The organism is Singulisphaera photorubra, from assembly GCF_045290345.1.
Taxonomy (GTDB): Bacteria; Planctomycetota; Planctomycetia; order Isosphaerales; family Isosphaeraceae; genus Singulisphaera.
This window is the reverse complement of record NZ_CP155447.1, coordinates 2,667,035-2,687,208: the sequence shown is the minus strand read 5'-3', so window position 1 is coordinate 2,687,208 and position 20,174 is coordinate 2,667,035. Positions and strand designations below refer to the sequence as shown.

Below are 20,174 nucleotides of genomic sequence, written 5' to 3'. Positions count from 1 at the left end.
AGTTCGCTCTCGATCGCAGCCGGTCCGAGAGGAACCGCTCCACGTATCGCACCGCGCCCCCCTCCTCGGCGCGGTCCTCCCACGTCAGGGTCGGCAGCCTTTCCACGAGCGCCCAAGGGCGGGCGACTCGGTGTGCCGCTCGGCTTCGACGACCCGGCGTGGGAGTTCCCTCATCGCCAATCCGCGGCTCATTCAATCGCACCATACTCATCAAAAGGAACAAGTAGGAATGCCCGAACCGCTCCTGCCCCTCTACGAAGCCTACACCGCCTCCGCATCCGAGCTGATCGCCGCGCAGGCCAGGCACGACGCCGCCCGGGCCGCCTTGTTCTCGGCGATGCCCGAAGGGATCGAGTTCGCCACCACGCCCGACCATCCCCCGGTCATCAAGCGAGTCGGCGACCAGATCGAGACGGTGACGAAGCCCTTTCTCGGACACCCGTATCCGTACCCCAACGACTAGCAAGGAGCCGAACGTGGGTCAGACCCTCCCGCAGAAGTTCGAGACGGTCCATGCCGCCGACGAGGCAGGGAAGGCGGCGCTCGCCGACTTGCTCAACCCGGAAACCGGCGAAGCGATTGCGCCGGGGAGGCGGTGTTCGACGTGTCTTCCAAGCAGGTTTACACGAACGACAACGGCAGGCTCGTCCGCACCAAGCCCCGGATCATCCAGGCACCCAAGGCCGCGTCATGAGCAACGACATCAACAACATTAACGACAACGACCACAACAACGACGAGATCAACTTTCTCGACAGCCTCGACACCGAACCCACGGCGAAGGCCAGGTCCAGGACTCCGCCTCAAGTCAGCCAGGTCTCCCTTCCTCCCGCCTCTCCCGTCTTCCACAAGGTTCTCGAATTTGCCGGGATCGCCCTGATCTCGGCCGCGCTGACGGCGGGGCTGGTGGTCTGGAAGCTGGGGCCGCGCGAAGTCGCACCAGCGCCGAGTGTCAACGCCCTGAAACTCGGCCGGACGTTCGTCCCCAAGTTGGCCCACGCCCTGGCCGACGGGTTTGAGGCGGGGGCCGACGCCATCAAGGCCGGAAAATCGCTTGGCGAAGGAGACGCACTCATCAAGACAACCTTTCACGCCTCGCGAGCCAAGGCGTTCGACGACCACGCGAGCCAGGCGATCCACGAACTCGTCCCCGATGGCCAGGAGATCAAGGACGTGACCACGCGAAACGCCGTGGTCGACCTGTTCCGAGGCTTCGCCCAAGGGCTGAGGGAGGCTCAATGACCTTCGACCCGCAAAGTCTCTGTGGCTGGGTTGACGACCCCGCCCGACACCCGATGGCCGCGACATTCGCGCCGCCGCTGTCCCAGGTCGCCCCGCGACTGATGGGGGCCGACGAGAACGTCTACCTCTATCGGGCCTGGAAAGAGGCGCTCGGCGACTATCCCGCCTATGTGGCCCAACAGATCGGAGATTGCACCTCGTTCGGAAGCGGCCACGCCGTCGACCTGCTCCAGTGCGTCGAGATCACGATCGGCAAGGAGCCGATCACCTATCTGGAGACCTGCACCGAGTTCATCTACGGGGTCGGCCGCGAGATCGCCGGCATGCTCGGCGGTGGTGACGGCTGCTACGGCACGGCCGTCGCCAAGGCCCTGGTCGACGTCGGGGCGATCCCCCGCAAGCTGATCGGCCCATATGACGGCAACCGGGCCAAGCAGTGGGGCGCACGGGGGGTCCCGGCCGAGATGAAGACGGCCGCCGCTCCGTTCAAGGTCGGCTCGGCCGCACTCATCACGACCCTCGAGGAGCTCGACGCCTCGCTCGCCAATGGATACCCGTCGGCTGGGGGGTTCTCGCAGGGCTTCACGATGCGCCGTGACGCCAACGGCTGCTGCCAGCAGTCGGGACGCTGGGGCCATGAGCAATGTTGCACCGGACGTCGACGCCGCAACGGTCGGCGCGAGTATCTGCTCTGCCAGAGCTGGGGCCCGAATGTTCCCGACGGGCCGCTCACCGACGACCAGCCGAATTTCTCGTTCTGGATCGATGAGACTGCGATGGCCTCGATCCTCAGTCAGCGAGACTGGCTCACCTTCGCGAAATTCCCCGGCTTCGAGCGCCGGCCGCTGCCCGCCGCTTGGACCACCAAGGATTTCATCTGATTGCCCAGCGTGCCTCCAATCCACAAGGCCCCGTGCGGGAGGTGGTCTCCCCGATGAAAACCTACGTTGTCAACGCGCTCACCCTGTTCGGCCTCCTCTCCCTCGTCGTCTGGCTCGGCATGGCCGTCGGCGTCTGGCGGCTGACTCGCGACCGAGGCCACGACCCTCCCCTGGGTCCCGAGCCGATCGACGTCTCCCCGGTCGCCGAGCGCATTGCGGCGAAGTTCGCGCCGGCACTCCAGACGCTTGCCACCGAGAACAAAGAACAGGTTGTCGCGGCGTCGGGAGGCCTGGTTTCACGACTGGCGGTGCGAACCGTCTACCCGGCGGGAGTGAAGGTCATCCCTTATGCGACGCAGATCGGCTGCGATCGCGCCCTCTCGTACCTGGACGGCCTTTCGGTCTCGCAGTTGGTCGGAATGATGACCGAGCATGCGAGGGCGAAGGGACACCCGGTGCATCCTTCCCTGGCTCGACAGGCTGGCCTTCGATGACTGCCGTCCATCGCACCATCGCCGCCCTCCGCGTGCTCAGTCGCCTTCACGGCGATACGGGCCAGGTCCCGGTCGTCGAGCTCGAGGTCCTGATCGCTGAGCTCGATTCCGCGGAGGACGAGCGTCCTTCGCCGGGGTCGGGGTCCGACCCCGCACGGCGATCGGATCTGGAAATCAACCGGCACGGATACCCTCGCGGACTCGAACAACCATGAACATTAACGTCATCCTCAAGCAGATCGCCGCGTCTCTGGCAAGAGCGCAAGCGTTCGCCGGCTTGCACCGAACCGTGCTCGTGCTGGCCGCCGAGTTCGTCGGGGCTCTGCTCATTTTGTGGGGCCTGATCCATCACCCGCGAACCTGTATCGCCATCGCCGTGGCGACCTACCTGCTCTACCGCTACGGGCCCGAGCGGGTGCATGCGAAGGGGGAGTGAGTCGATGCCCTCCGTAAAGTCAACAATCGTCGTGGCCACCAAGAACGTCATTCGGTTCCTGGGTCCGGTTGCGAACGCGGTTCACGGTGAAATCTCCAAGCAAGAGACCGTTCGAGCCCTCACGAAAGCCATGGTCGTGGGCGCGGTCACCGAGCGTCCCTAGCCGCGACCATCCAGCAAGCAGACGTCTTGACCGATGTCGTCGTGCCGCTGGCGGCCGCCCTATTCACCGGAATCCTCGACGCCCTCTCGCGACTGCAACAAGGCGAGATGAAACCGCTCGCTCCTCCGGCCGAGGAAGCCGCTCCGTTTCCCTTGCCTAATCCGCCGAGTCCGTCACGCACATGACGAATGGAATCTCGCCCCTCTGCGCGGCCACCGCGGCCTTGATCGTGGCCTGCTTGCTCGTCCGGCTTGTGGGTCAGTTCGTGGTAGGACACACGTTCCGGGTGAGCCGCTGGCTTCGTGACCGATCCCGATAACCCTTCTCAGCCTACCTTTGAGAATCTGGGAGTCGACACACACGATGTCGCACGATATCCCCGCACAAACATCGATTTTTGCCACCAACGTGGCGGCCTCCGCCTGGTGGGTCGGCGACCTGCTCTATCGCCACGGGCCAAGCTGGCAGCTCGTCCCCCCGATCCTGATCGGTGCCGCCTCACTCATCGGCGCCATCCGCGGCTATGCCAATGATCGGCAGGCGCGACGGCATAAGGACGAACTCCATCGCATCGAGCTCGAGCGCCGGAAGGAGTCAACGTGAACCGTCCCACCGATTGCCTCCTGACCCTGCTCTTGCTCGCCCCTTGCCTGGTCGCCGGCGTCGTGGCCGCGGTCTTGCTCCGCCCGGCGCCACGGTCGTGGAGGTCGAGACGGCTGACGGATGAAGAGGTTCGAGCGTTGTACCGGATCACGTCCGAACGGGCCCGGCAAGGGCAGTGGAACTGACCTCCTTTTTTCCTCAGATCGGCCTATCAAGACCTCTTTTTCTTTGTTGAGAACGGTGATCGCTGTGTTCAAGTGGAGCGACGAACGGCGAACGGCCGCCCTCCTGCTCGCGGAGGGCAACCTGACGGACGCTCAAATCGCAACGCAGGCGGGCGTCTGCCGGCAAACCATCTGGAACTGGAAACAGATTCCCGAGTTTACCGCGACGATCGAAAGCCACCTCGAGGAGTTCCGCCAGGAAGTCCGTCGGCGTGGTCTTGCCAGTCGGGAACGTCGGATCCGGGCACTCAACGATCGCTGGGACCGGCTCCAACGCATCATGGAGGAACGAGCCGCCGACCCCAAAATGGCGGACGTTCCCGGAGGAAGCACCGGCCTGCTCCTCCACAATGTCAAAGGGGTCGGAGCGGGTGAGAAGGCGAAACTGCTCGACATCTATGCCGTCGATACCCGCTTGCTCAAGGAGCTCCGCGAGCTCGAGAAACAGGCGGCCCAGGAACTCGGCCAGTGGGTCGAGAGGCAAGAGGTCCGGCAACTCACCAAGGCTTATGTGACGGTCGGTCCCGACGACCTCTAACCACAATCCTCGCCAATCACGGCCATGAGCCGGCAAGAGAAAAAGACTTGGGCTGTGGCGTACAGAGTTCGCGTCCGAACTCCGCGGCAGCCAGATTTCACTTTGATTCATGCCGTTACATGATTCCCTTCAATCAGCGACCATACGAACCCTTCGGAGCGGCCCGGGCGCTCTGGTCGGACCACCGCGACGAAGTCTTGTTGTCGGGACCGGCGGGCACGGGGAAGTCGCGGGCCTGCCTCGAAAAAATGCATGCCGTCTGCCTCCGATGGCCGGGCGCTCGAGGCCTGATCGTCCGCAAGACACGTGAGAGCCTGACGGAAACCGCACTGGTGACCTGGGAAGAGAAAGTCCTGCCGGCGCAATCGCCGATCGTCACGGGTTCGCGCCGGAGCCACCGCCAATCTTATCTTTACCCGAACGGGTCCGTCGTCGTCGTCGGAGGTCTGGACCGGCCCGGCAAGGTGATGTCCACCGAGTACGACCTGATCTACATCCAGGAAGCCATCGAACTCTTTGAGGACGACTGGGAGAGCCTGACGACCCGACTCCGGAATGGCGTCGTTCCGTTCCAGCAGCTCATCGCCGACACAAACCCCGACCGCCCGACCCACTGGCTCAAGCGCAGGGTCGATCGCGGTGCGACGGCGATCCTCGAGTCGCGGCACGAGGACAACCCGACCCTCTGGGATCGAGACTTGAACGACTGGACGGAGAGTGGCCGAACCTATATCGGCAAGCTCGACCGGCTCACCGGAGCGCGAAAGCCAAGGCTCCGCTTCGGAAAGTGGGTCCAGGCCGAAGGGGTGGTGTACGACGAGTGGGATCGCCAGATCCACATTATCGACCCGTTCGTCATCCCCGCCTCGTGGCGACGGATCCGGGCGATTGACTTCGGCTACTCGAACCCGTTCGTCTGCCTCTGGATCGCAATCGACGACGACCGCCGGATGTACGTCTACCGCGAACTTTACTTCACCAAGCGCACGGTGAAAGTCCACGCGAAACAGATCAACGAACTCTCCAAAGGGGAAGTCTACGAGTTCAGCGTCGCCGACCACGACGCGGAAGACCGGGCCACGCTCCGGGAAAACGAGATCACGACGATCGCGGCTCGTAAGGAGGTGAACCCTGGCATCGAGGGGGTGCAAGAACGGCTCAAAAAGGCAGGGGACGGGCGGGCGCGACTCTACGTCTTTCGCAACTGCCTGGTCGAACGCGATCCCGCCCTCAGTGACGCGAAAAAGGCCTGCTCGATCCTCGAAGAGTTCGACAGCTACTCGTGGCCCAAAGCGCCTGACGGCAAAGCCAACAAGGAGTCACCTGAAAAACTGAACGACCACGCGATGGACGCGCTTCGCTATGCGGCGATGGCCATCGATCGCGGGATCACCGCGTTCGAGCCGGACCACATTCGCGAGGAACGTGAGCAGCGCGAGGCCGAGGAGGCCCACCGAACGCACATGGATATCAACAACCCGATCTGGTGGAACGAAGGAGGCCGATGGTGAACCCCTTTCCGGGCGGACGGCCCGTCAAACGCACTCACGAACCGGCCGAGGACCGTTTGCTCGATCGGCAGCCGCCCCCCGGCTTGCTTCGAAGCCGCGGCGGAGTCCCTTTGTTCTGCATGCCCGCGTCCTGGATCGTCAGCCGGGAGGACGCGTCGCTTGGCCTGATCGCCGCCCCGCTTGCGTCCGGCTTGCCCCTCTTTCAGACCACCTCGATCGGGACCATACCCACGTGCCACGCCTAAGCCGTCAACTGTCTGAATGGCTCCGCGTTGAGCGCTCGATCGAGAAGGCGCAGCCCTCCGTCGGAACCTCCTACGGATGGGGCGGCGGCCCGGCCTTCTCCGATGCGTTCCGGTTTCGCCGCGCCCCCTCGCTCCCCGCGTTGGCGGAGGCGTACAAGTCGCTCATTTTCACCTGCGTTCGGCTCAACTCCGACGCCGTCTCGCGAGTCCCGCTCCGGCTGTACCGGATCTCCCAGTCTCGCGGCGATCGGGCGACTCGGTGCGACGCCACGAGAGTTTCCCAGGGAGTCCGGCTCCGGCTCAAGTCGCTCACTCACACCGCCAAGGCCATGGCAGGCGCGGAGGAAGTTGAAGAAATCACGGGCGACTTCCCCCTGCTCCAGTTGATCCAGAACGTCAATCCGGCGATGGATCAATCGCAGCTCATCCACTACACCGTGATGAGCATGGATGTCGTCGGGACGGGCTTCTGGTGGCCGACCGAGTTCAACCTCGGTTGCCCTCGTGAGTTCTGGCCGCTCCCTCCTCACCTGGTCTCTCCGGCCATGGAAAACGGAGGACTCGTGCCAAGCGGGTACCACTTCGGCTCGATCCAATACAGGCCGGAAGATCTTCTCATCTTCAAGCATCTTTCGATGAAGAATCCGTACGGCCTCGGAATGTCTCCCACCCAGGCCGCGATCGAATACGCTCGGCTCGAAGACACGTTCGTGTCGATCCAGGACGACCTGCTGAGCAACGGCCCGCGTCCCTCGGTGATCGTGTCTCACAAGGACCCGAAAGGGAGCTTCGGCGCGGCCGAACGAAAACGGCTCGAGGAGGATATGGATCGGAAGGGGCGAGGCGGCCGATCAGGGGCCGCGTTCGTGGTGGATGGAGCCGTGGCGGTCACGCCGGTCTCGTGGGCTCCGGCCGATCTCGGCGCAGTCGCGATCAGCAAGTACGACCTGGAACGCACCTGCGGCTGCTTTGGTGTCCCGGTCTCGATGGTCACAAACGAGTCGAGCAACATGGCCGTGGCCAGGGAAGGCATGGAGCAGCACGCCCGGAATGCGGTCGACCCGCGTTGCAAAACGATCGCCTCAACCCTCACCCGATGGACGCACTCGCTCGACAGGAGCGGCAAACGGAACTGGCACAAGCTGTTCTGGGCCTTCGACAGCTGCGTGGCGGAAGACAAACTGGCCGAGGCTGACCTGCACGCCAAATACTTCGCCATGGGCTTACCCCTCAACGTCGCCTTGACCGAAGCTGGCTATGACGCGGTGGACGACGGCGATACGTCGTTCATTCCGAAGACACTCCAGCCGCTCTCCTCGGCCGCCAGAGATCACAACCCACCCGACGAAACCGAAATTCAGCCCAGGCGAAGACGTCGGAAGAAGTCGGGTCGGAAGCGAAAAAAACCGCTGGGGTGAATCCCAAAGGGGCCTGGAAATGACTCCCAAACGGCCGGACCGGCTGGGAAACAATCACAGCCGGGCCGGCTGGGAAACAATCACAGCCGGGCCGGCCGGGAAACAATCACGGCCGGGCCGGCCGTCCTACTGGAAACGAACCATGACGACTGCGACCGCTACCGCGGAGACTGCGATGTCGACCGAGCCATCGACTGAGGTCTTGTTCACGCTTACACGTAAGGTGTTCGAGCCGGTTGAGACTCATTTCACACCCGGCGAACGCTCGATGGTCGCCTGGATTTCGACGGACTGCGTCGACCACGAACGAGACGTCGTGGTGTCGTCGGGCGTCGACTACAAATCCTTTTTCCTTGGGAGAACGCCCGAGGAGGGAAATCCTTGCGTTCTGGCATTCCACGACTACGGTCGATGGCCCCTCGGGCGCTGCGAGTGGGTCAAGATCAAGCAGAGCCGTGAGTTCAACGGGCTCTACGCCAAGACGATTCTCGATGATGACCCGGAAACCGAGGCGGTCTGGCGCAAGATCAAGTCCCGCTCGCTCCGGGAATCTCGATCGGCTTCCGCCCTCCTGACGACCTGAAACCGGGCGAGTGGGGACCGCCGACGAGGGAAGAACTTGTGCGACGGCCCGACTGGAAAGGGGCCGAACGGATCATTCGCCGCTGCGTTCTCCTGGAATACAGCGTCTGCAGTCTTCCCATGAACCCTCAGGCACTCGTTGCCGCGGTTAATAAAGGTGTCCACCGGCCCGTCTTTTCACCACCCCCACCACCACCCCAGGCTCCCAGCATCCTCGATGCCGCCAGCCCTCCCGACGTCTCGGCCGGTCAAGCCGTCGAGAACAAGAGCGGCGTGACGGTATCGGCCCCCGCGGACCCGCCGACCGCCGGGAGCGGAACGGCCGAGGAGGATCTTGCGACGAGCGCGTCCGCGAGCCCCTCCGAGAGCGACCACGCCCCGAACGATGTCGAGAAAGCGGATGTGGACGTGGAGGAGGCAGGTGGGTTTCAGCGGTTCGATCACGTTCAGGTCACGGCGTCCCACTACAACGGCGTCGGTCGAATCGAGAGCTTCTCGACCCGAGGGCACGTTCCCGACGTGGCGGAAGACATGCTTGGCACGGCCGACAATCCGGCCGCCCGGATCCAATGCTACAAAGCCATGGGTGACGGCCACCTGCCGACCTGCGACCACATCGCCGCGCGACTTGCCAACCTGACAAAGCTGGCCGAGCCGATGCGACCGCCATCGCAAATCAAGTTGGCCAAGGGAACGCAAATGACGTCGAGAACCCGATCGGCCGACCCGCTCCCCCAAGTCGTGGTCCAGTCTGACCAGGAGGTCCGAGCGGAGTTGATCGCCAAGCTCAATGAGATGCTCAGTCCCGATGGATTTCGCAGAATCGCCCGCGAGGAAGCCGAGCGAGCCGCCGGGTTCGTCTGACCACGGCGGCCACCTGAGACCGCGGGCGCCCCCCTCTGCTCTCGAATGAAAATCGGATTGCGGGCAGAACGCCGGCCATCTCGTCAAAATCAGCACACATCACCAAGTAAATTCACTATTAATTAATAACCAGTAGCACGGCCGGCCCGGCCGTATCCCCCTCGGCAACTGTCAATTCCTCGGACTCGCGCCAACCCCAAGGGAATTACGGCCGGGCCGGCCGTGCTACTGCAAACCCGTTGCGGATCAGGTAAAAAGCGTCGGTTCTTTCGCTCTGTCGCGGATCATTGTTCTTAGGTTCCGATGAGTTTGCGTCCATTCAGGGCGACAACCGGCTGATCCCTCCCTCACACCCAGTATTGCGATCCCTCCCGATGCCCCAGGCAACGGGGATCTTCGTAAGAGCACGCTGAGAAGACCGATCGAACCGGTCGAGCCATCCTCAAGAGATGGACGGTGCCGGCGCGTTCGGAGCTGTCCGGCCCTCGCATTGGTTGTTTTCCTCTGACCAACCCCCCTTCAAGGGTCCAATCCCGATGCGTATCAAGTTTCTCAAGAATTATGACGAGCACCGCAAGGGGGCCGTCGTGCCCGTTGAAGAGCCGGCAGGCAAGCGTCTGATCGAGATCGGCATCGCCGAGCAGGCTCCCGAGGACGATCCGATCCTGAGCCTGGCCGACACGATCAAGACCGCCGTGGCGCAAGGCTTCGCGGCCGGGGCCGCGGAAGTCGTCAGCACGAAGGCGTACGGCGGCCAGCACCCGGCCAACGCGGACATCCGTCCCGGCGAGTCGGAGGCCGACCGGAGAAAGTGCCTGGCCGATCAGGTCAAGTGGATCACGATCGCCCAGTGCCACAACACCTACCCGGGACGTCAGCGCGAGGCCCAGGAGCACCTCGAAAAGGTCTACGGCTCGTCGTTCCGCGTGTTCGACAAGAAGGACCTGGCGGAGGGGTCGGGGACCACGGGAGGCTACACCGTGGCTCCCGACTACGGCAAGGAGCTGCTTCAGCTCGCTCGGGAAGAGTCGATCGTTCGGCCCTTCTCAAACAACAAGAAGCTGCCGGCACGGGAAGCGTATTATCCCATGCTCAATCAGACCTTCGTTCCCTCAGGGACGCAGGGCGCTCCGCAGTCGGCCTACTACGGCGGCGTGAAAATGACCTGGAGCGGCGAGGCCCAGCCCGGCACGCCGACCGAGCCCACCTTCAAGCAGGTCCACATCGTCACGAACGAGCTCCAGGGGCTCACGAAGATCAGCCGCTTTCTCCTCTCCGACTCGTTCATCTCACTCGATTCCGAGCTCAAGTCGTTGTTCTCCGGCGCAATCGCATACGCCGAAGACTATGCGTTCCTCGCCGGTGACGGCGTGGCCAAGCCGAAGGGCATCCTCCAGTCGCCCGCGACGATCACCTACGCCACTCGGGCCACGGCGAACCAGTTCAAACTCGTCGACGCCGCCAACGTGATGGGGGCAATGACCCCGCAATCGCGGCCCAAGTCGGTCTGGGTCATGACCAACAACCTGTTCAGCCAGCTCGTCCAACTGGTCGATGCGAGCGGTCGGGTGACCTACATCCCGAACGTCGGCACCGGCTACAACGAGGCCAAGCTCGCGATGGGGCAACTGCTCCTCTTCGGCCGCCCCGTCCTCTTCACCGAGAAGCTCCCTCCGCTCGGGACGACCGGTGACGTCCTCCTGGCCGACTTCTCCAAGTACATCACGGCCGACACCGGGTCGCTCGAGATCGCGGCCTCGGATCAGTATGCCTTCAACACCAACCAGATCACCTACCGGATCATCGAGCGGGTCGACGGTCAGGCCCAGATCGATGCCCCCTTCACCCAGCAGGACGGCACGACCAAGACCTCGCCGTTTGTGATCTTGAGCTCCTCGACCACCTGATGACTCGGGGCGAGCCGGCGTTCGTCGGCTCGCTTCGGACGCAGCTCACCTTCACCCTCACGATCCTTCCTCACGGATACACGATGTACACCGAACTCTTCACCGAAGCCCTGGCGGTCGCGGCCGACGGCATTCACTCGGCCAGCCAGTCCACTTCCGAGAAACTGACGGGTCCGATCGACCTGTCGAAGTTTCGGCAGGTGCTCTTTGTCATCGACTCGGGCACACTCGGCGCCTCGGGCACACTCGACTTCCAGGTCAAGGGAGCGACCACGGCAGCCGGAAGCTACGCTGCGATCAGCGGGTCCGCCATCACCCAGCTCGTGAAGGCCACTGACGACAACAAGTACGCGGTCGTCATGGTCACGGCCGAGAAGGTCCAGGCGCTCGGCTTGAACTACGCGTTCATCAAGGGCAGCCTCTTGCCCGGCACGGCCGCGGCCAACTCCGCGGTCGTCGTCCTTGGCGAACTCGCCCGGTTCGAGCCGACCTCGAGCAACAATGCCACGACGGTCGCCCAGACCGTTTCGCTCTGGCGATAACGAGTCAGTCTCACTCACGCCGCCCTCCTCAACGGCGGCGTGACCACCCTCAATTTCAGAGATCAAGATGCCGCCAACCGACAAAGCCAGGCCCACAAACCCGGCCTCGAAAGGCCCGCCCGGGCCGAACTCGATCGCCCCTTGCCTGCCTCCGCATCGCGCGGGCGCCATCGGCCAGATGACCGCCAAGGCCCGCGAGCTCCACGCCGAGCTCCGCGAGAACGCGGCCAAGGCCGACCAGATCGCCTTCCGCCAGGCCGCGATCCGCCGCGAACTGGCCGAGATCGACAAACAAGTCCGCGAGCATGCCTGGGACGGCCAGCCGCTCTCCTGAAACGACGGAACCACTCGTGCTGAACACCTACGCCACCAAGCTCATCCGTTCCTCGCCCTACGCCCCGTCTGCCGTCTGCCCGTTCTGCCGTCAGTCGGGACGCCTCGAGGTCGTCTACGTCCACGGCAAGGCCCGGCAGCGGGTCGTGGGGTGTCAGTGCGAGCGAGCCAAGGAGAACCGTTCGTGATCGATGCCACCCTCGACTTCAAGCCCGACAGCCTGACGCCCGAGAACATGGCCAACTACTTCAAGAAGGCCGTGCCGGAGTCGGAATTCGCCCTGCTGGTGGCCCAGAACAGCTACCAGGCTCAGCTCGCCTCGCACAAGGCTTTGCTCGACCAGCGCGACCGCCTGACGTCCAAGACCGCCTGACCAGGGACCGCCAATGCCCATCGTCGCGATCAACCTCAGTGATGCCGCTCTCGCCTCCAGCGTCAATGGGGCGTCCCCAGTGTCCGCCGGGCCAGGACTGCTCCCCACGTTCGACGTCAACAACTACTGGAACCCATCCACCCGGCAACGAAAACTGGTCGGCCAGGCGGCCGGCGTCGGTGGCGACCGGCACAGCATCCAGACGGCCAGCGGCGGCGACCTCATCAAGGTCGACCGCAACGGAACCCAGATCCACGACAACAGCCTCAACCCGACCGATCAACTGATCCAGTTCTGGTCGGATGACCCGTACTCATGCCACTACGGTTTTGGAATCGGGTCGTCACCCAGCTACGGCCCGGGCCCGCAGAAGAACGTCGTGTTCGGCTGGGGATACAACTATGCCGAGGGGGGGCCCAAGGATCCGTCTCAACCGAGTTGCTCCTACCGGATCGAGTCGAATTACTACCAGGGCGGTGCGCCGCGATTCGAGGTCCACGTCGGATCGGTGATTTATCCTGGCGGGCCGGAAATCCGGCCGATCACGATCGCGATCCTCAAGGACGGAAGCAACAAGGCCGACGTCGCGATGGGTGCCTCCACGGTCTATTTCAACGCAGAAAACCATTCCAATCAGCTCGCGAAACTCTATCGAACCGATGGCGGTTTGACCCGATTCTTTCTCTGCGATTCGACGGGCGATCCCGGGTTTTCTCTGGAGACGGTCGAGACCGGCACTCAACGCGACACGATGACGATCGGCCGAGCCATTTCCGCCCAGTTCGCATCAGTGGTCCTGAATTCGACCAGTTCCACGGCGTTCACCTTCAACTCAGGTGCAAACTCCGGCTTTCTTCGCCTCTTCGGCAACATCTTTCAGTGGTCGGGCGCGACCGGCGGCAGCATGGTCGTCAACACCAACACGCTCAGCCTGACCAACCAGGCGGTGACTCGGTTCATCATCCGGGGCTCCGACACCGGATCGGCAACGGCCATCGGCTTCCTCGGTGCGGCCCCGTCCACCCGAGTCACGATGGGCGCGGCGACGGCCGCCGCGAGCTATGGGGCCGCGGAGCAAGCCATGCTTCAAAAAGCATACGACGCTCTGAGAACCTTTGGTTTCGGGACATAATCGCATGAGCTGGGAAATCACGACAGTCGAGCCAGACGCCAGCCGAGTTGCGATCTCGGATGGGTCCGCCGCTGAAACCCTCCACTTCCCCGGCACGACCGACGAGGCGGGGCTGCGTGTCCTCGCCGGCGTGGAGTGTGCCCAGAGAAACTTTGACGCCCTGAGCGAGACCACCGATGGCTGACACAACCCTCCGCCTCCGGTATCCCACCGGGGCCAACCTGTATGCCCAGATCGAAGGGGGCAGCGGCGTCTGGAACGGGACCGACTATGTCACCTTCGCCAACCTGGATTGGACGTCCTACGCCACGGCGACTCCGGAGGCTCCGGCGTCCAGCGGGCGTTACGTCTGCCAGTTCCCGACGGTCTCACCGCCAGGCAACTACTCGTGGTCGGTCTATCTCCAGTCCGGTGGCTCACCGGCCGTCGGGGACGTGGCGATCGGGCAAGGCAGCGGGTACTGGGACGGCACGACGTTCGGCGGTGCGTCCAAGGTCACCGACGGAATCACGGTGGCCGACCTGCCCGACCCGGCCCCCCTCGGCTACGGCCCGATCGGGACGGGCTCGGTCACGGTCAACCAGGACTATCCGTTCGCGGACAACCTCACCTACCAGACCAGTGGCGGCCAAGGGATCGGTGGGGCGCTCGTCCGTGTTTACCTCGCTTCGGAATATGCCTCAAATCCGAACAACGCGACCATCCGGGGCGAAACGCTGACCCTCAGCAATGGGTCGTGGGCGAACAACATCGACCTCGACCCCGAGGCCTACTCGATCACGTTCAAGGCTGACGGCTACCAGTTGCTCGTCGTCCCCGTCACAGTCTCTTGATGCAAGAGGGGTGCTCACTTGCCCGCCGTCCCCATTCCGATCACCAACTCCGACCCGGTCGACCTGATCACGGGCGCCTATGCGACCAATGTCTTGCTCGCCGGCGGAGTCACGTTGACCACGGCGCAAGCCGCGATCCTTGGCAATTTGATCACCGCGGCCTCACGTGAGGTGATTCGCTACTGCTCACGTAAGTTCGGCGCCCAGACCTACAGCGAGATCGTCACGCCCGAGGGGTCACGGCAAGACCGCGGCGAGCCCGCCACGGCCAAGCTGTCCGCCTTCCCGGTGCAGTCGGTCACAAGTGTCATGACGGGGCGGTCGAGCGTCATGACCGTGACCAACCGCGACTCGACAACCAACCAGATCGCGAGCGTGGTCTTCAGCATGACCGGCGACGTGGAGTATCTCGACCTCACGTACACAGGCCTGAGCCTGTCACGAACCGCGAGCGGAGCCACGTGCACGGACACGCTGACCTTCGCGTCGCACGTCACTCTCGACGCACTCGCCACCGCGATCAATGCCCTGGGCAACGGATGGTCGGCCACGGTGAACGCGACGGGCGCGGCCCCGAATATCGGCCTCTTCCCGTCCGCCTCGCTGGTGGGGGTGCGCGAGCCGAAGAACGCCCTCGGCACGGGGGTTTGCCTCGGCCTCTTCACCACTCCGGCCTCTTCCTACGACATCGACCGCTCCACGGGCATCATGCGCTGCTATGGCTGGAGCGGAAATGCCTTTGGCGACCCCTTCGGAGCCCCGTGGGATGGACTTGGTGGCGATGGCGGGAGCTGGGGTTGGGGCCAGTACCAGGTCACCTACACAGCCGGCTGGGCGACCGTGCCCGAGAACCTGCAACAGGTTTGCGCAGAGGTCGTGAAGGGGATCTATGCGCGACTCGACGGCGATCCGAGCCTCAAGGGCGAGACCGCCGACAAGTACTCATGGACGGCCAAGGACGTGATGACCAACCTCCCCGAATGGGCCACGAGTGTGCTCGGCTTCTATAAAGACTGGAGCGTCTGAGCATGCGAAGCCCTTCCTCCCGCTGCCTCGTCAACCGGGTGTCCCTCTACCGCTTCGCCCCCACCCAGGATGCGGATGCGGGGGTGGCCGCCGACTCCTACGGCGACGCCTTCGCCACCGACATCCCTTGTTCGGTCCAGCCCGCCGCGCCCGCGCGGTTCCTGGACAACGACGCCGCCCGCCTGACCGAGAAGACCCACTTCGATGTGATGTTCGCCGCCAACTACGAGCTCGTCGCGGATGACAAGATCGTCTGGGTCGATGAGGCCGGCGTGAGTCACAACCTCTTCGTCCACGGCAACGCCGACCAGGCCGGACGCGGAGCGGCGTTCGTGGTCGGTTGCGAAGAAAGAAAATGACGGCCATCGTTCTCGCCTGGAGCCCTCATGTCCACACGTGGTTATCTCGAAATCTACCAGGCTCGACGCAACGGAAATCTCTACGCGCAGGCGGAGAGCTTCCTGCTCGTCAAGGCCATCCCGGACATCCGCAACGAGGACCCAGGAACGGCCAATCATGCCGCCCGGATCGCCTGGGCGGACGCCGCCGAAGCCTCCGAGGCCGGACTCGAATTGCAGGTGCGCCGCCTCCTGACCTTCCTCGTTCAGAATCCCACGATCGCGGCAGCGGCGGCCTCGGCGCAGCTCGCGGAGGATTCCGACGTGGAATACGTGGGCCTTCAAAATCTCGCCCCCCTCGTCGCCCTGAACGCCTGAGCCAAGGAGCGGACCGAAGATGCCCACCGTCACCCGCACCCAGACCCAGCGATCGCTCCGAACCCCCGCGTCGCTCGCCGTACTGGCGAGCAAGTCCGTCTCGGCCGTCACCCGCTCGGGAACCACGGCGACCGCGACGGCCACGAGCCACGGCTTCAGCATCGGCGACTGGGTGTTGATCCAGGGAAGCAACCTCCCCAATTACAACGGGCCGTTCCAGGTCGTCACGGTCGCCGACGCCAACACATTCACCTATACGATGGAGGCCGACCCCGGCGCTTCGTCGGCCGGCACGGTCACGGCCCAGAAGGGGCTGGCCGCCTCGATCTGGGGCAATGGAACCACCGTCGACGGAAATCTAACGGTCGGGGCTCTGGCGACAACCGACGAGGCGGAAGCGGTCGTCAGAATCGCGACCACGACGGCCCCGACCACCGCATGTCGCGTCACGCTCTTCACCAGCGATTCCGGACTGCCGGGGACCTGGAGAGAACGAAGGTCGATCGACGGGACATTGGTTGCGAACGACCAGAGCACGCACGGCCTCCGGGTTCCGTTCGGCAAGTTCGCGTTGCTGCTCTTCTGGCGGGTCGCCGGAACCGCGGTGATCGTGGACGCCATCGGCAACGAGATCACTTACGGGAGTTGATGCGTGGCCTACTTTGACGCCAAGCCAGACGACCCGGAGTGGCAGGATGACGAGGCCCCGGCCGGGTGCCGGCTCTACATGCCGCTCGTGGAGGGCTCGGGGAATACGGTCCGTGACTTCGCGGGATCCAATCACGGCTCCTTCGTCGGCTCGCCCAGCTGGCAATCCGGGCTGTACGGCCCGCAGATCGGCGGGTTCTCCACGAGCAATTATGTCGCGATTGACCCGCCGGCGCAATTGCTGGGGGCGACCTATCCGTTCTGGATGGCCGCGCTGACCGTGAAAACGGGGATCACCGCGGGATATTCCCTGGCGCAAGGCAACTCGGCGGGAACCCAATCCATGGGGATCTTGCACAACAGCGGCAACAGTAGCTTGCTGGCATGGCAAGTCCGCAACGACGCTGGGAATCTAAGGTCGGTCTCGGCCACCGTGGGGAATCAGAGTGATGGCCGACCGCATGTTGTTATGTGCGTGTCGCCAACCGCCTCAGTCCGCAATCTCTATTTCGATGGCCAACTGGTCGGCACGAACGCAGCGGCTCTTGGCGCGATCACTTGCGATACGTTGACGATCGGTGCCATTCGCAACGCGACGGTCACGAACGCCTTCACGGGATCGCTCCTCTGGGCCGGCTGCGGCAGCGGCTCCGTCCCCGACCCGCTGGCCCTGGCCAATGACCTGCTCTCGGGTCAGTTCTCGGCCATCCGGCCCCGGAGCCGCCCGGCCCTGCTGGCGGCGGGCACATCGGGGGGGACCACCAGCGTCGTATACGCCCGCCGTGGCCGTTCGTTCCGCACCGGCTCGAGAGGACTTTCCTGAGATGGGCTATCCCTTGAAGCAATCGCAGACCGCGCAGCCGCTGCTCTTTTTGCTCGTCGACTCGACCGACCACATCACCGGACAGACCGGTCTCTCGCCAACGGTCACCCTCAGCAAGAACGGGGGCACGTTCGCCACCCCGGCTGGGGCGGTCACCGAGCTTGCCAATGGCTGGTACAAGGTCGCCGGTAACGCGACGGACACGGCCACGCTCGGCCCGCTCCTCCTGCACGGCACCGCCACGGGCGCTGACCCTTGCGACGACCGGTATGACGTGGTGGCCTATGACCCGCAGTCGGCCAGCCTGGGGCTGACCCTGGCGAAGACGACGAACATCACGGGGTTCAACGATATCGCCGCGACGGCAGTCGTCTCGGGCGGAGCGATCACAACCAGCGGCGGGGCGGTCAGCACCGTGACGACGGTTGGCACGCTGACGACCTACACGGGGAACACCCCCCAAACGGGAGACAGCTTCGCACGGATCGGCGCGAACGGAGCCGGGCTGACCGCCCTCGGTGACACGCGGCTCGCCAACCTCGATGCCGCCGTCTCGACCCGGTCAACGTACGCCGGGGCGGACACCAGCGGAACGACCACGTTGCTGACGCGCCTTCCCGGCATTGTCGTCGCCCAGACCGGTGACGCTTATGCCCTGATCGGAGCGGCGGGTGCCGGGCTCACGGCGCTCGGCGACACGAGGTTGGCCAACCTGGACGCCGCGATCAGCACCCGCTCGACTTACGCGGGCGGCGCGGTGGCTTCGGTCACGGCGGCGGTGACCGTCGGGACCAATAACGACAAGTCGGGCTACTCGCTCAACCTCTCCCAAGCCCTGACCGACGTGAAGACCGCGACCGTCGGCGGAGCCTTGCACGGCGCCTGGGCCTCGGCCTGGGGCAAGATGGTCAAGGATGTCGCGGGGAAAACCTTGAAGCTCTTCGGCTACAACAGCCAATCCGTCGCAACCGTCACGTTCAACCTCGATGACGGAACCGACCCCACATCGAGGACGCCGCAATGAGCCTGCTCACCCCCGGTTTTTCGGTGGTCTTCGGACTCGAGTCTGCGCACTCCTCCGAAACCTATCCGGATTTGCCCGCCGCGATGATCGGGCATCTCCGGGCAACACCCGCGGTCGTCACGGCCTTTGGCGAGAACAGGGCCGCGCTGGCGACGACAAAGTTCTGGGCAGACTCCGCGCGGCGAGGCGTCATTCTGCCGTGGGCCGTCTACGAAGAGACAGACAGCGACATCACCTACATGACAACAACAGGAAGTGTTGCCCCTTCGATCGAGACCGGGCAGATCCGCTTCAAGGTCGTGTCGGACGAGAAGAAAATGGCTCGAGACCTGGGGCGGCTCCTGGCTGAGACGCTGAATGATGCGCCACTCGTCTTCGACGACGGTTTACTCATGAACCTTCGTGCCCGTACACCGTTCTCAGTCCCGATCGCGCACGTCTGCGCCGACCACCCGACCGCCTATGCTCGCGTGATCGTGTTCGATTACATGGTGAATCGGTCCTCCTGAGATGGCCTCCCCTGCCCTCCCTTGATTCTGTTTGCAACTCAACCCTCCCTTCCGCCAACACCAAGCCCCAAACGATGAGGTGGCCTCATGGCCGTCGTCACTGGAACCGTACAGCTTGTCACAGGCTTCAACCAGACGGTCACGTCGGGTCTCGTGACCACCCAGACGTTGCCCGCATCGATCTCGCTGACCACCCAGTACGCCAATGGCACAGGCGCGGGCCAGATCAACCTGATCTACGCCAAGCAGATCGCCCTGGTCGCGAGCACTCCGCAAACGATCGACCTCACGGCGCTCGCCGATCTGTCGGGAGCCACTGTCAACTTCGCCCGTATCCGCGAACTCGTCGTCCAGGTCGTGACGGCCACGAGCTCCTTCAACGTCGCCCTTGGGGCGGCCGCCGCGAATCCGTGGGCTCCGTTCTGGGGAACGACCGGCACCGATACCGTGTTCGCCGGCTCGATTCGTTACTTCACGGACCCAACGTCGGTCGGATCCGGTGTCGGCGCGGTGACCAGCGGGACGAGCAAGAACCTCAAGCTCGATCCAGGCAGCAACAATGTGACCATCAACCTGCTCATCGCGGGTTGTACCGCCGTCTCCTGACACGCTTCCTGCCCCTCCCCAACAAGCCCCGACAAACCCCTGAGGCGAACCGATGCCCAATACGTTCATCCACGGATACAAAGGCAAGTTCCTGATCGGCTCGACCGATTTCGCCGTCACCGACTTCAACCTCGATTGGGAGGTGGATGCGGATGACATCACTCATACCGGCGCGGGCGGGTCCCAGGTCGTTCTCGACGGCGTCGAGCGCTTCGAAGGGACGATCACGTTCATCTACGACACGACCAACAAGCCGACGGTCGCCCCCCAACAACTGAAGCCACGGACTTTCGCCGTCGCCCATCTGAAGCCCGACGGCACGGACGACTTCTCGGCCACGGTCCTCTGCTCCAAATTCTCGTTCAAAAGTGGCCCCAAGGCCGGGGCAGTCGCCGTGACCGTCAATGTGAAAAGTTCGAGCGCGATTACTTACCCGGTGAGCTAACGCGGTTCCTCGCCGGCAGTGCGGGAGGGGTGACCGTCAAGAATCAAGGGCTGACT

Annotated in this window: 34 protein-coding genes; all 34 read left to right on the top strand. The window is 64.0% G+C overall.

Annotated elements, in window-relative coordinates; all coding sequences use genetic code 11:
- Positions 1-229: 229 nt before the first annotated feature.
- The 34 genes from V5E97_RS10415 (at position 230) to V5E97_RS10250 (ending at position 20,118) form a co-directional block, all read left to right on the top strand.
- A complete protein-coding gene (locus tag V5E97_RS10415) occupies positions 230-463 on the top strand; it encodes a hypothetical protein (RefSeq protein WP_406699260.1) in 234 nt (77 codons plus the stop codon).
- A 227-nt stretch (positions 464-690) separates the two neighbouring features.
- Positions 691-1,242: a hypothetical protein gene (locus V5E97_RS10410; RefSeq protein WP_406699259.1), complete on the top strand. Its 552-nt coding sequence runs from the start codon at positions 691-693 to the stop codon at positions 1,240-1,242.
- Positions 1,239-2,123, top strand: a complete 885-nt coding sequence (locus V5E97_RS10405; protein ID WP_406699258.1) for a hypothetical protein — start codon at positions 1,239-1,241, stop codon at positions 2,121-2,123. The genes V5E97_RS10410 and V5E97_RS10405 overlap by 4 nt, the downstream gene beginning before the upstream one ends.
- Before the next feature lie 53 nt (positions 2,124-2,176).
- Positions 2,177-2,617: a hypothetical protein gene (locus tag V5E97_RS10400; protein WP_406699257.1), complete on the top strand. Its 441-nt coding sequence runs from the start codon at positions 2,177-2,179 to the stop codon at positions 2,615-2,617.
- Positions 2,614-2,832, top strand: coding sequence for a hypothetical protein (locus V5E97_RS10395; RefSeq protein ID WP_406699256.1), 219 nt, complete (start codon positions 2,614-2,616; stop codon positions 2,830-2,832). Before V5E97_RS10400 ends, V5E97_RS10395 begins: the two co-directional genes overlap by 4 nt.
- A complete protein-coding gene (locus tag V5E97_RS10390) occupies positions 2,829-3,053 on the top strand; it encodes a hypothetical protein (protein WP_406699255.1) in 225 nt (74 codons plus the stop codon). Before V5E97_RS10395 ends, V5E97_RS10390 begins: the two co-directional genes overlap by 4 nt.
- A 4-nt stretch (positions 3,054-3,057) precedes the next feature.
- A complete protein-coding gene (locus V5E97_RS10385) occupies positions 3,058-3,216 on the top strand; it encodes a hypothetical protein (protein ID WP_406699254.1) in 159 nt (52 codons plus the stop codon).
- A gap of 26 nt (positions 3,217-3,242) precedes the next feature.
- Positions 3,243-3,401, top strand: a complete 159-nt coding sequence (locus tag V5E97_RS10380) for a hypothetical protein (RefSeq protein WP_406699253.1) — start codon at positions 3,243-3,245, stop codon at positions 3,399-3,401.
- Positions 3,398-3,535, top strand: a complete 138-nt coding sequence (locus V5E97_RS10375) for a hypothetical protein (protein WP_406699252.1) — start codon at positions 3,398-3,400, stop codon at positions 3,533-3,535. Before V5E97_RS10380 ends, V5E97_RS10375 begins: the two co-directional genes overlap by 4 nt.
- Positions 3,536-3,579: 44 nt before the next feature.
- Positions 3,580-3,819, top strand: coding sequence for a hypothetical protein (locus V5E97_RS10370; protein ID WP_406699251.1), 240 nt, complete (start codon positions 3,580-3,582; stop codon positions 3,817-3,819).
- Positions 3,816-4,004 carry a hypothetical protein gene (locus V5E97_RS10365; RefSeq protein ID WP_406699250.1) on the top strand — a complete coding sequence of 63 codons (189 nt, stop codon included), beginning with the start codon at positions 3,816-3,818 and terminating at the stop codon, positions 4,002-4,004. Before V5E97_RS10370 ends, V5E97_RS10365 begins: the two co-directional genes overlap by 4 nt.
- A gap of 55 nt (positions 4,005-4,059) precedes the next feature.
- Entirely contained in the window at positions 4,060-4,581 is a 522-nt protein-coding gene (locus V5E97_RS10360) for a phBC6A51 family helix-turn-helix protein (RefSeq protein WP_406699249.1), read from the top strand.
- A gap of 119 nt (positions 4,582-4,700) precedes the next feature.
- Positions 4,701-6,092 carry a phage terminase large subunit gene (locus V5E97_RS10355; RefSeq protein ID WP_406699248.1) on the top strand — a complete coding sequence of 464 codons (1,392 nt, stop codon included), beginning with the start codon at positions 4,701-4,703 and terminating at the stop codon, positions 6,090-6,092.
- Positions 6,086-6,337 carry a hypothetical protein gene (locus V5E97_RS10350; protein WP_406699247.1) on the top strand — a complete coding sequence of 84 codons (252 nt, stop codon included), beginning with the start codon at positions 6,086-6,088 and terminating at the stop codon, positions 6,335-6,337. The genes V5E97_RS10355 and V5E97_RS10350 overlap by 7 nt, the downstream gene beginning before the upstream one ends.
- Positions 6,325-7,755: a phage portal protein gene (locus V5E97_RS10345; RefSeq protein WP_406699246.1), complete on the top strand. Its 1,431-nt coding sequence runs from the start codon at positions 6,325-6,327 to the stop codon at positions 7,753-7,755. Before V5E97_RS10350 ends, V5E97_RS10345 begins: the two co-directional genes overlap by 13 nt.
- 142 nt (positions 7,756-7,897) lie before the next feature.
- The gene (locus V5E97_RS10340; RefSeq protein WP_406699245.1) at positions 7,898-8,338 is read left to right on the top strand and encodes a hypothetical protein; all 441 of its coding nucleotides are present in this window, start codon (positions 7,898-7,900) and stop codon (positions 8,336-8,338) included.
- A gap of 38 nt (positions 8,339-8,376) precedes the next feature.
- Positions 8,377-9,201, top strand: coding sequence for a hypothetical protein (locus tag V5E97_RS10335; RefSeq protein WP_406699244.1), 825 nt, complete (start codon positions 8,377-8,379; stop codon positions 9,199-9,201).
- Between the two features lie 536 nt (positions 9,202-9,737).
- The gene (locus V5E97_RS10330) at positions 9,738-11,108 is read left to right on the top strand and encodes a phage major capsid protein (protein WP_406699243.1); all 1,371 of its coding nucleotides are present in this window, start codon (positions 9,738-9,740) and stop codon (positions 11,106-11,108) included.
- Positions 11,108-11,650 (top strand): hypothetical protein, encoded by a 543-nt coding sequence (locus tag V5E97_RS10325; protein ID WP_406699242.1) that lies wholly within the window; start codon positions 11,108-11,110, stop codon positions 11,648-11,650. Before V5E97_RS10330 ends, V5E97_RS10325 begins: the two co-directional genes overlap by 1 nt.
- Before the next feature lie 67 nt (positions 11,651-11,717).
- Positions 11,718-11,984, top strand: coding sequence for a hypothetical protein (locus V5E97_RS10320; RefSeq protein ID WP_406699241.1), 267 nt, complete (start codon positions 11,718-11,720; stop codon positions 11,982-11,984).
- A 16-nt stretch (positions 11,985-12,000) separates the two neighbouring features.
- Positions 12,001-12,171, top strand: a complete 171-nt coding sequence (locus tag V5E97_RS10315) for a hypothetical protein (protein ID WP_406699240.1) — start codon at positions 12,001-12,003, stop codon at positions 12,169-12,171.
- On the top strand, positions 12,168-12,356 hold the full coding sequence (locus V5E97_RS10310; protein WP_406699239.1) for a hypothetical protein: 189 nt from the start codon (positions 12,168-12,170) through the stop codon (positions 12,354-12,356). The genes V5E97_RS10315 and V5E97_RS10310 overlap by 4 nt, the downstream gene beginning before the upstream one ends.
- A 13-nt stretch (positions 12,357-12,369) precedes the next feature.
- Positions 12,370-13,488 carry a hypothetical protein gene (locus tag V5E97_RS10305; protein WP_406699238.1) on the top strand — a complete coding sequence of 373 codons (1,119 nt, stop codon included), beginning with the start codon at positions 12,370-12,372 and terminating at the stop codon, positions 13,486-13,488.
- Positions 13,489-13,492: 4 nt separating this feature from the next.
- The gene (locus tag V5E97_RS10300; protein ID WP_406699237.1) at positions 13,493-13,672 is read left to right on the top strand and encodes a hypothetical protein; all 180 of its coding nucleotides are present in this window, start codon (positions 13,493-13,495) and stop codon (positions 13,670-13,672) included.
- Positions 13,665-14,321, top strand: coding sequence for a hypothetical protein (locus V5E97_RS10295; RefSeq protein WP_406699236.1), 657 nt, complete (start codon positions 13,665-13,667; stop codon positions 14,319-14,321). The genes V5E97_RS10300 and V5E97_RS10295 overlap by 8 nt, the downstream gene beginning before the upstream one ends.
- Positions 14,322-14,339: 18 nt before the next feature.
- Entirely contained in the window at positions 14,340-15,347 is a 1,008-nt protein-coding gene (locus V5E97_RS10290) for a hypothetical protein (RefSeq protein ID WP_406699235.1), read from the top strand.
- A 2-nt stretch (positions 15,348-15,349) separates the two neighbouring features.
- On the top strand, positions 15,350-15,706 hold the full coding sequence (locus V5E97_RS10285; protein ID WP_406699234.1) for a hypothetical protein: 357 nt from the start codon (positions 15,350-15,352) through the stop codon (positions 15,704-15,706).
- Between the two features lie 27 nt (positions 15,707-15,733).
- On the top strand, positions 15,734-16,063 hold the full coding sequence (locus tag V5E97_RS10280) for a hypothetical protein (RefSeq protein ID WP_406699233.1): 330 nt from the start codon (positions 15,734-15,736) through the stop codon (positions 16,061-16,063).
- A gap of 19 nt (positions 16,064-16,082) precedes the next feature.
- Positions 16,083-16,712 (top strand): hypothetical protein, encoded by a 630-nt coding sequence (locus V5E97_RS10275; protein ID WP_406699232.1) that lies wholly within the window; start codon positions 16,083-16,085, stop codon positions 16,710-16,712.
- A 3-nt stretch (positions 16,713-16,715) separates the two neighbouring features.
- Positions 16,716-17,534 (top strand): hypothetical protein, encoded by an 819-nt coding sequence (locus tag V5E97_RS10270; RefSeq protein ID WP_406699231.1) that lies wholly within the window; start codon positions 16,716-16,718, stop codon positions 17,532-17,534.
- Position 17,535: 1 nt separating this feature from the next.
- Entirely contained in the window at positions 17,536-18,558 is a 1,023-nt protein-coding gene (locus tag V5E97_RS10265) for a hypothetical protein (protein WP_406699230.1), read from the top strand.
- Entirely contained in the window at positions 18,555-19,067 is a 513-nt protein-coding gene (gene gp17 / locus V5E97_RS10260) for a tail completion protein gp17 (RefSeq protein WP_406699229.1), read from the top strand. The genes V5E97_RS10265 and gp17 overlap by 4 nt, the downstream gene beginning before the upstream one ends.
- Before the next feature lie 87 nt (positions 19,068-19,154).
- Positions 19,155-19,673, top strand: coding sequence for a hypothetical protein (locus V5E97_RS10255; RefSeq protein WP_406699228.1), 519 nt, complete (start codon positions 19,155-19,157; stop codon positions 19,671-19,673).
- 52 nt (positions 19,674-19,725) lie between these two features.
- The gene (locus V5E97_RS10250; RefSeq protein WP_406699227.1) at positions 19,726-20,118 is read left to right on the top strand and encodes a hypothetical protein; all 393 of its coding nucleotides are present in this window, start codon (positions 19,726-19,728) and stop codon (positions 20,116-20,118) included.
- The last annotated feature ends 56 nt before the right edge of the window (positions 20,119-20,174 follow it).

Excerpts from the sequence above, each read along its gene's own strand:
- V5E97_RS10415 (WP_406699260.1), top strand. The coding sequence starts at position 230 with ATGCCCGAACCGCTCCTGCCCCTCTACGAAGCCTACACCGCCTCCGCA.
- V5E97_RS10410 (WP_406699259.1), top strand. The coding sequence starts at position 691 with ATGAGCAACGACATCAACAACATTAACGACAACGACCACAACAACGAC.
- V5E97_RS10405 (WP_406699258.1), top strand. The coding sequence starts at position 1,239 with ATGACCTTCGACCCGCAAAGTCTCTGTGGCTGGGTTGACGACCCCGCC.
- V5E97_RS10400 (WP_406699257.1), top strand. The coding sequence starts at position 2,177 with ATGAAAACCTACGTTGTCAACGCGCTCACCCTGTTCGGCCTCCTCTCC.
- V5E97_RS10395 (WP_406699256.1), top strand. The coding sequence starts at position 2,614 with ATGACTGCCGTCCATCGCACCATCGCCGCCCTCCGCGTGCTCAGTCGC.
- V5E97_RS10390 (WP_406699255.1), top strand. The coding sequence starts at position 2,829 with ATGAACATTAACGTCATCCTCAAGCAGATCGCCGCGTCTCTGGCAAGA.
- V5E97_RS10385 (WP_406699254.1), top strand. The coding sequence starts at position 3,058 with ATGCCCTCCGTAAAGTCAACAATCGTCGTGGCCACCAAGAACGTCATT.
- V5E97_RS10375 (WP_406699252.1), top strand. The coding sequence starts at position 3,398 with ATGACGAATGGAATCTCGCCCCTCTGCGCGGCCACCGCGGCCTTGATC.
- V5E97_RS10370 (WP_406699251.1), top strand. The coding sequence starts at position 3,580 with ATGTCGCACGATATCCCCGCACAAACATCGATTTTTGCCACCAACGTG.
- V5E97_RS10355 (WP_406699248.1), top strand. The coding sequence starts at position 4,701 with ATGATTCCCTTCAATCAGCGACCATACGAACCCTTCGGAGCGGCCCGG.
- V5E97_RS10350 (WP_406699247.1), top strand. The coding sequence starts at position 6,086 with ATGGTGAACCCCTTTCCGGGCGGACGGCCCGTCAAACGCACTCACGAA.
- V5E97_RS10340 (WP_406699245.1), top strand. The coding sequence starts at position 7,898 with ATGACGACTGCGACCGCTACCGCGGAGACTGCGATGTCGACCGAGCCA.
- V5E97_RS10330 (WP_406699243.1), top strand. The coding sequence starts at position 9,738 with ATGCGTATCAAGTTTCTCAAGAATTATGACGAGCACCGCAAGGGGGCC.
- V5E97_RS10325 (WP_406699242.1), top strand. The coding sequence starts at position 11,108 with ATGACTCGGGGCGAGCCGGCGTTCGTCGGCTCGCTTCGGACGCAGCTC.
- V5E97_RS10320 (WP_406699241.1), top strand. The coding sequence starts at position 11,718 with ATGCCGCCAACCGACAAAGCCAGGCCCACAAACCCGGCCTCGAAAGGC.
- V5E97_RS10305 (WP_406699238.1), top strand. The coding sequence starts at position 12,370 with ATGCCCATCGTCGCGATCAACCTCAGTGATGCCGCTCTCGCCTCCAGC.
- V5E97_RS10300 (WP_406699237.1), top strand. The coding sequence starts at position 13,493 with ATGAGCTGGGAAATCACGACAGTCGAGCCAGACGCCAGCCGAGTTGCG.
- V5E97_RS10295 (WP_406699236.1), top strand. The coding sequence starts at position 13,665 with ATGGCTGACACAACCCTCCGCCTCCGGTATCCCACCGGGGCCAACCTG.
- V5E97_RS10285 (WP_406699234.1), top strand. The coding sequence starts at position 15,350 with ATGCGAAGCCCTTCCTCCCGCTGCCTCGTCAACCGGGTGTCCCTCTAC.
- V5E97_RS10280 (WP_406699233.1), top strand. The coding sequence starts at position 15,734 with ATGTCCACACGTGGTTATCTCGAAATCTACCAGGCTCGACGCAACGGA.
- V5E97_RS10275 (WP_406699232.1), top strand. The coding sequence starts at position 16,083 with ATGCCCACCGTCACCCGCACCCAGACCCAGCGATCGCTCCGAACCCCC.
- V5E97_RS10265 (WP_406699230.1), top strand. The coding sequence starts at position 17,536 with ATGGGCTATCCCTTGAAGCAATCGCAGACCGCGCAGCCGCTGCTCTTT.
- gp17 (WP_406699229.1), top strand. The coding sequence starts at position 18,555 with ATGAGCCTGCTCACCCCCGGTTTTTCGGTGGTCTTCGGACTCGAGTCT.
- V5E97_RS10255 (WP_406699228.1), top strand. The coding sequence starts at position 19,155 with ATGGCCGTCGTCACTGGAACCGTACAGCTTGTCACAGGCTTCAACCAG.
- V5E97_RS10250 (WP_406699227.1), top strand. The coding sequence starts at position 19,726 with ATGCCCAATACGTTCATCCACGGATACAAAGGCAAGTTCCTGATCGGC.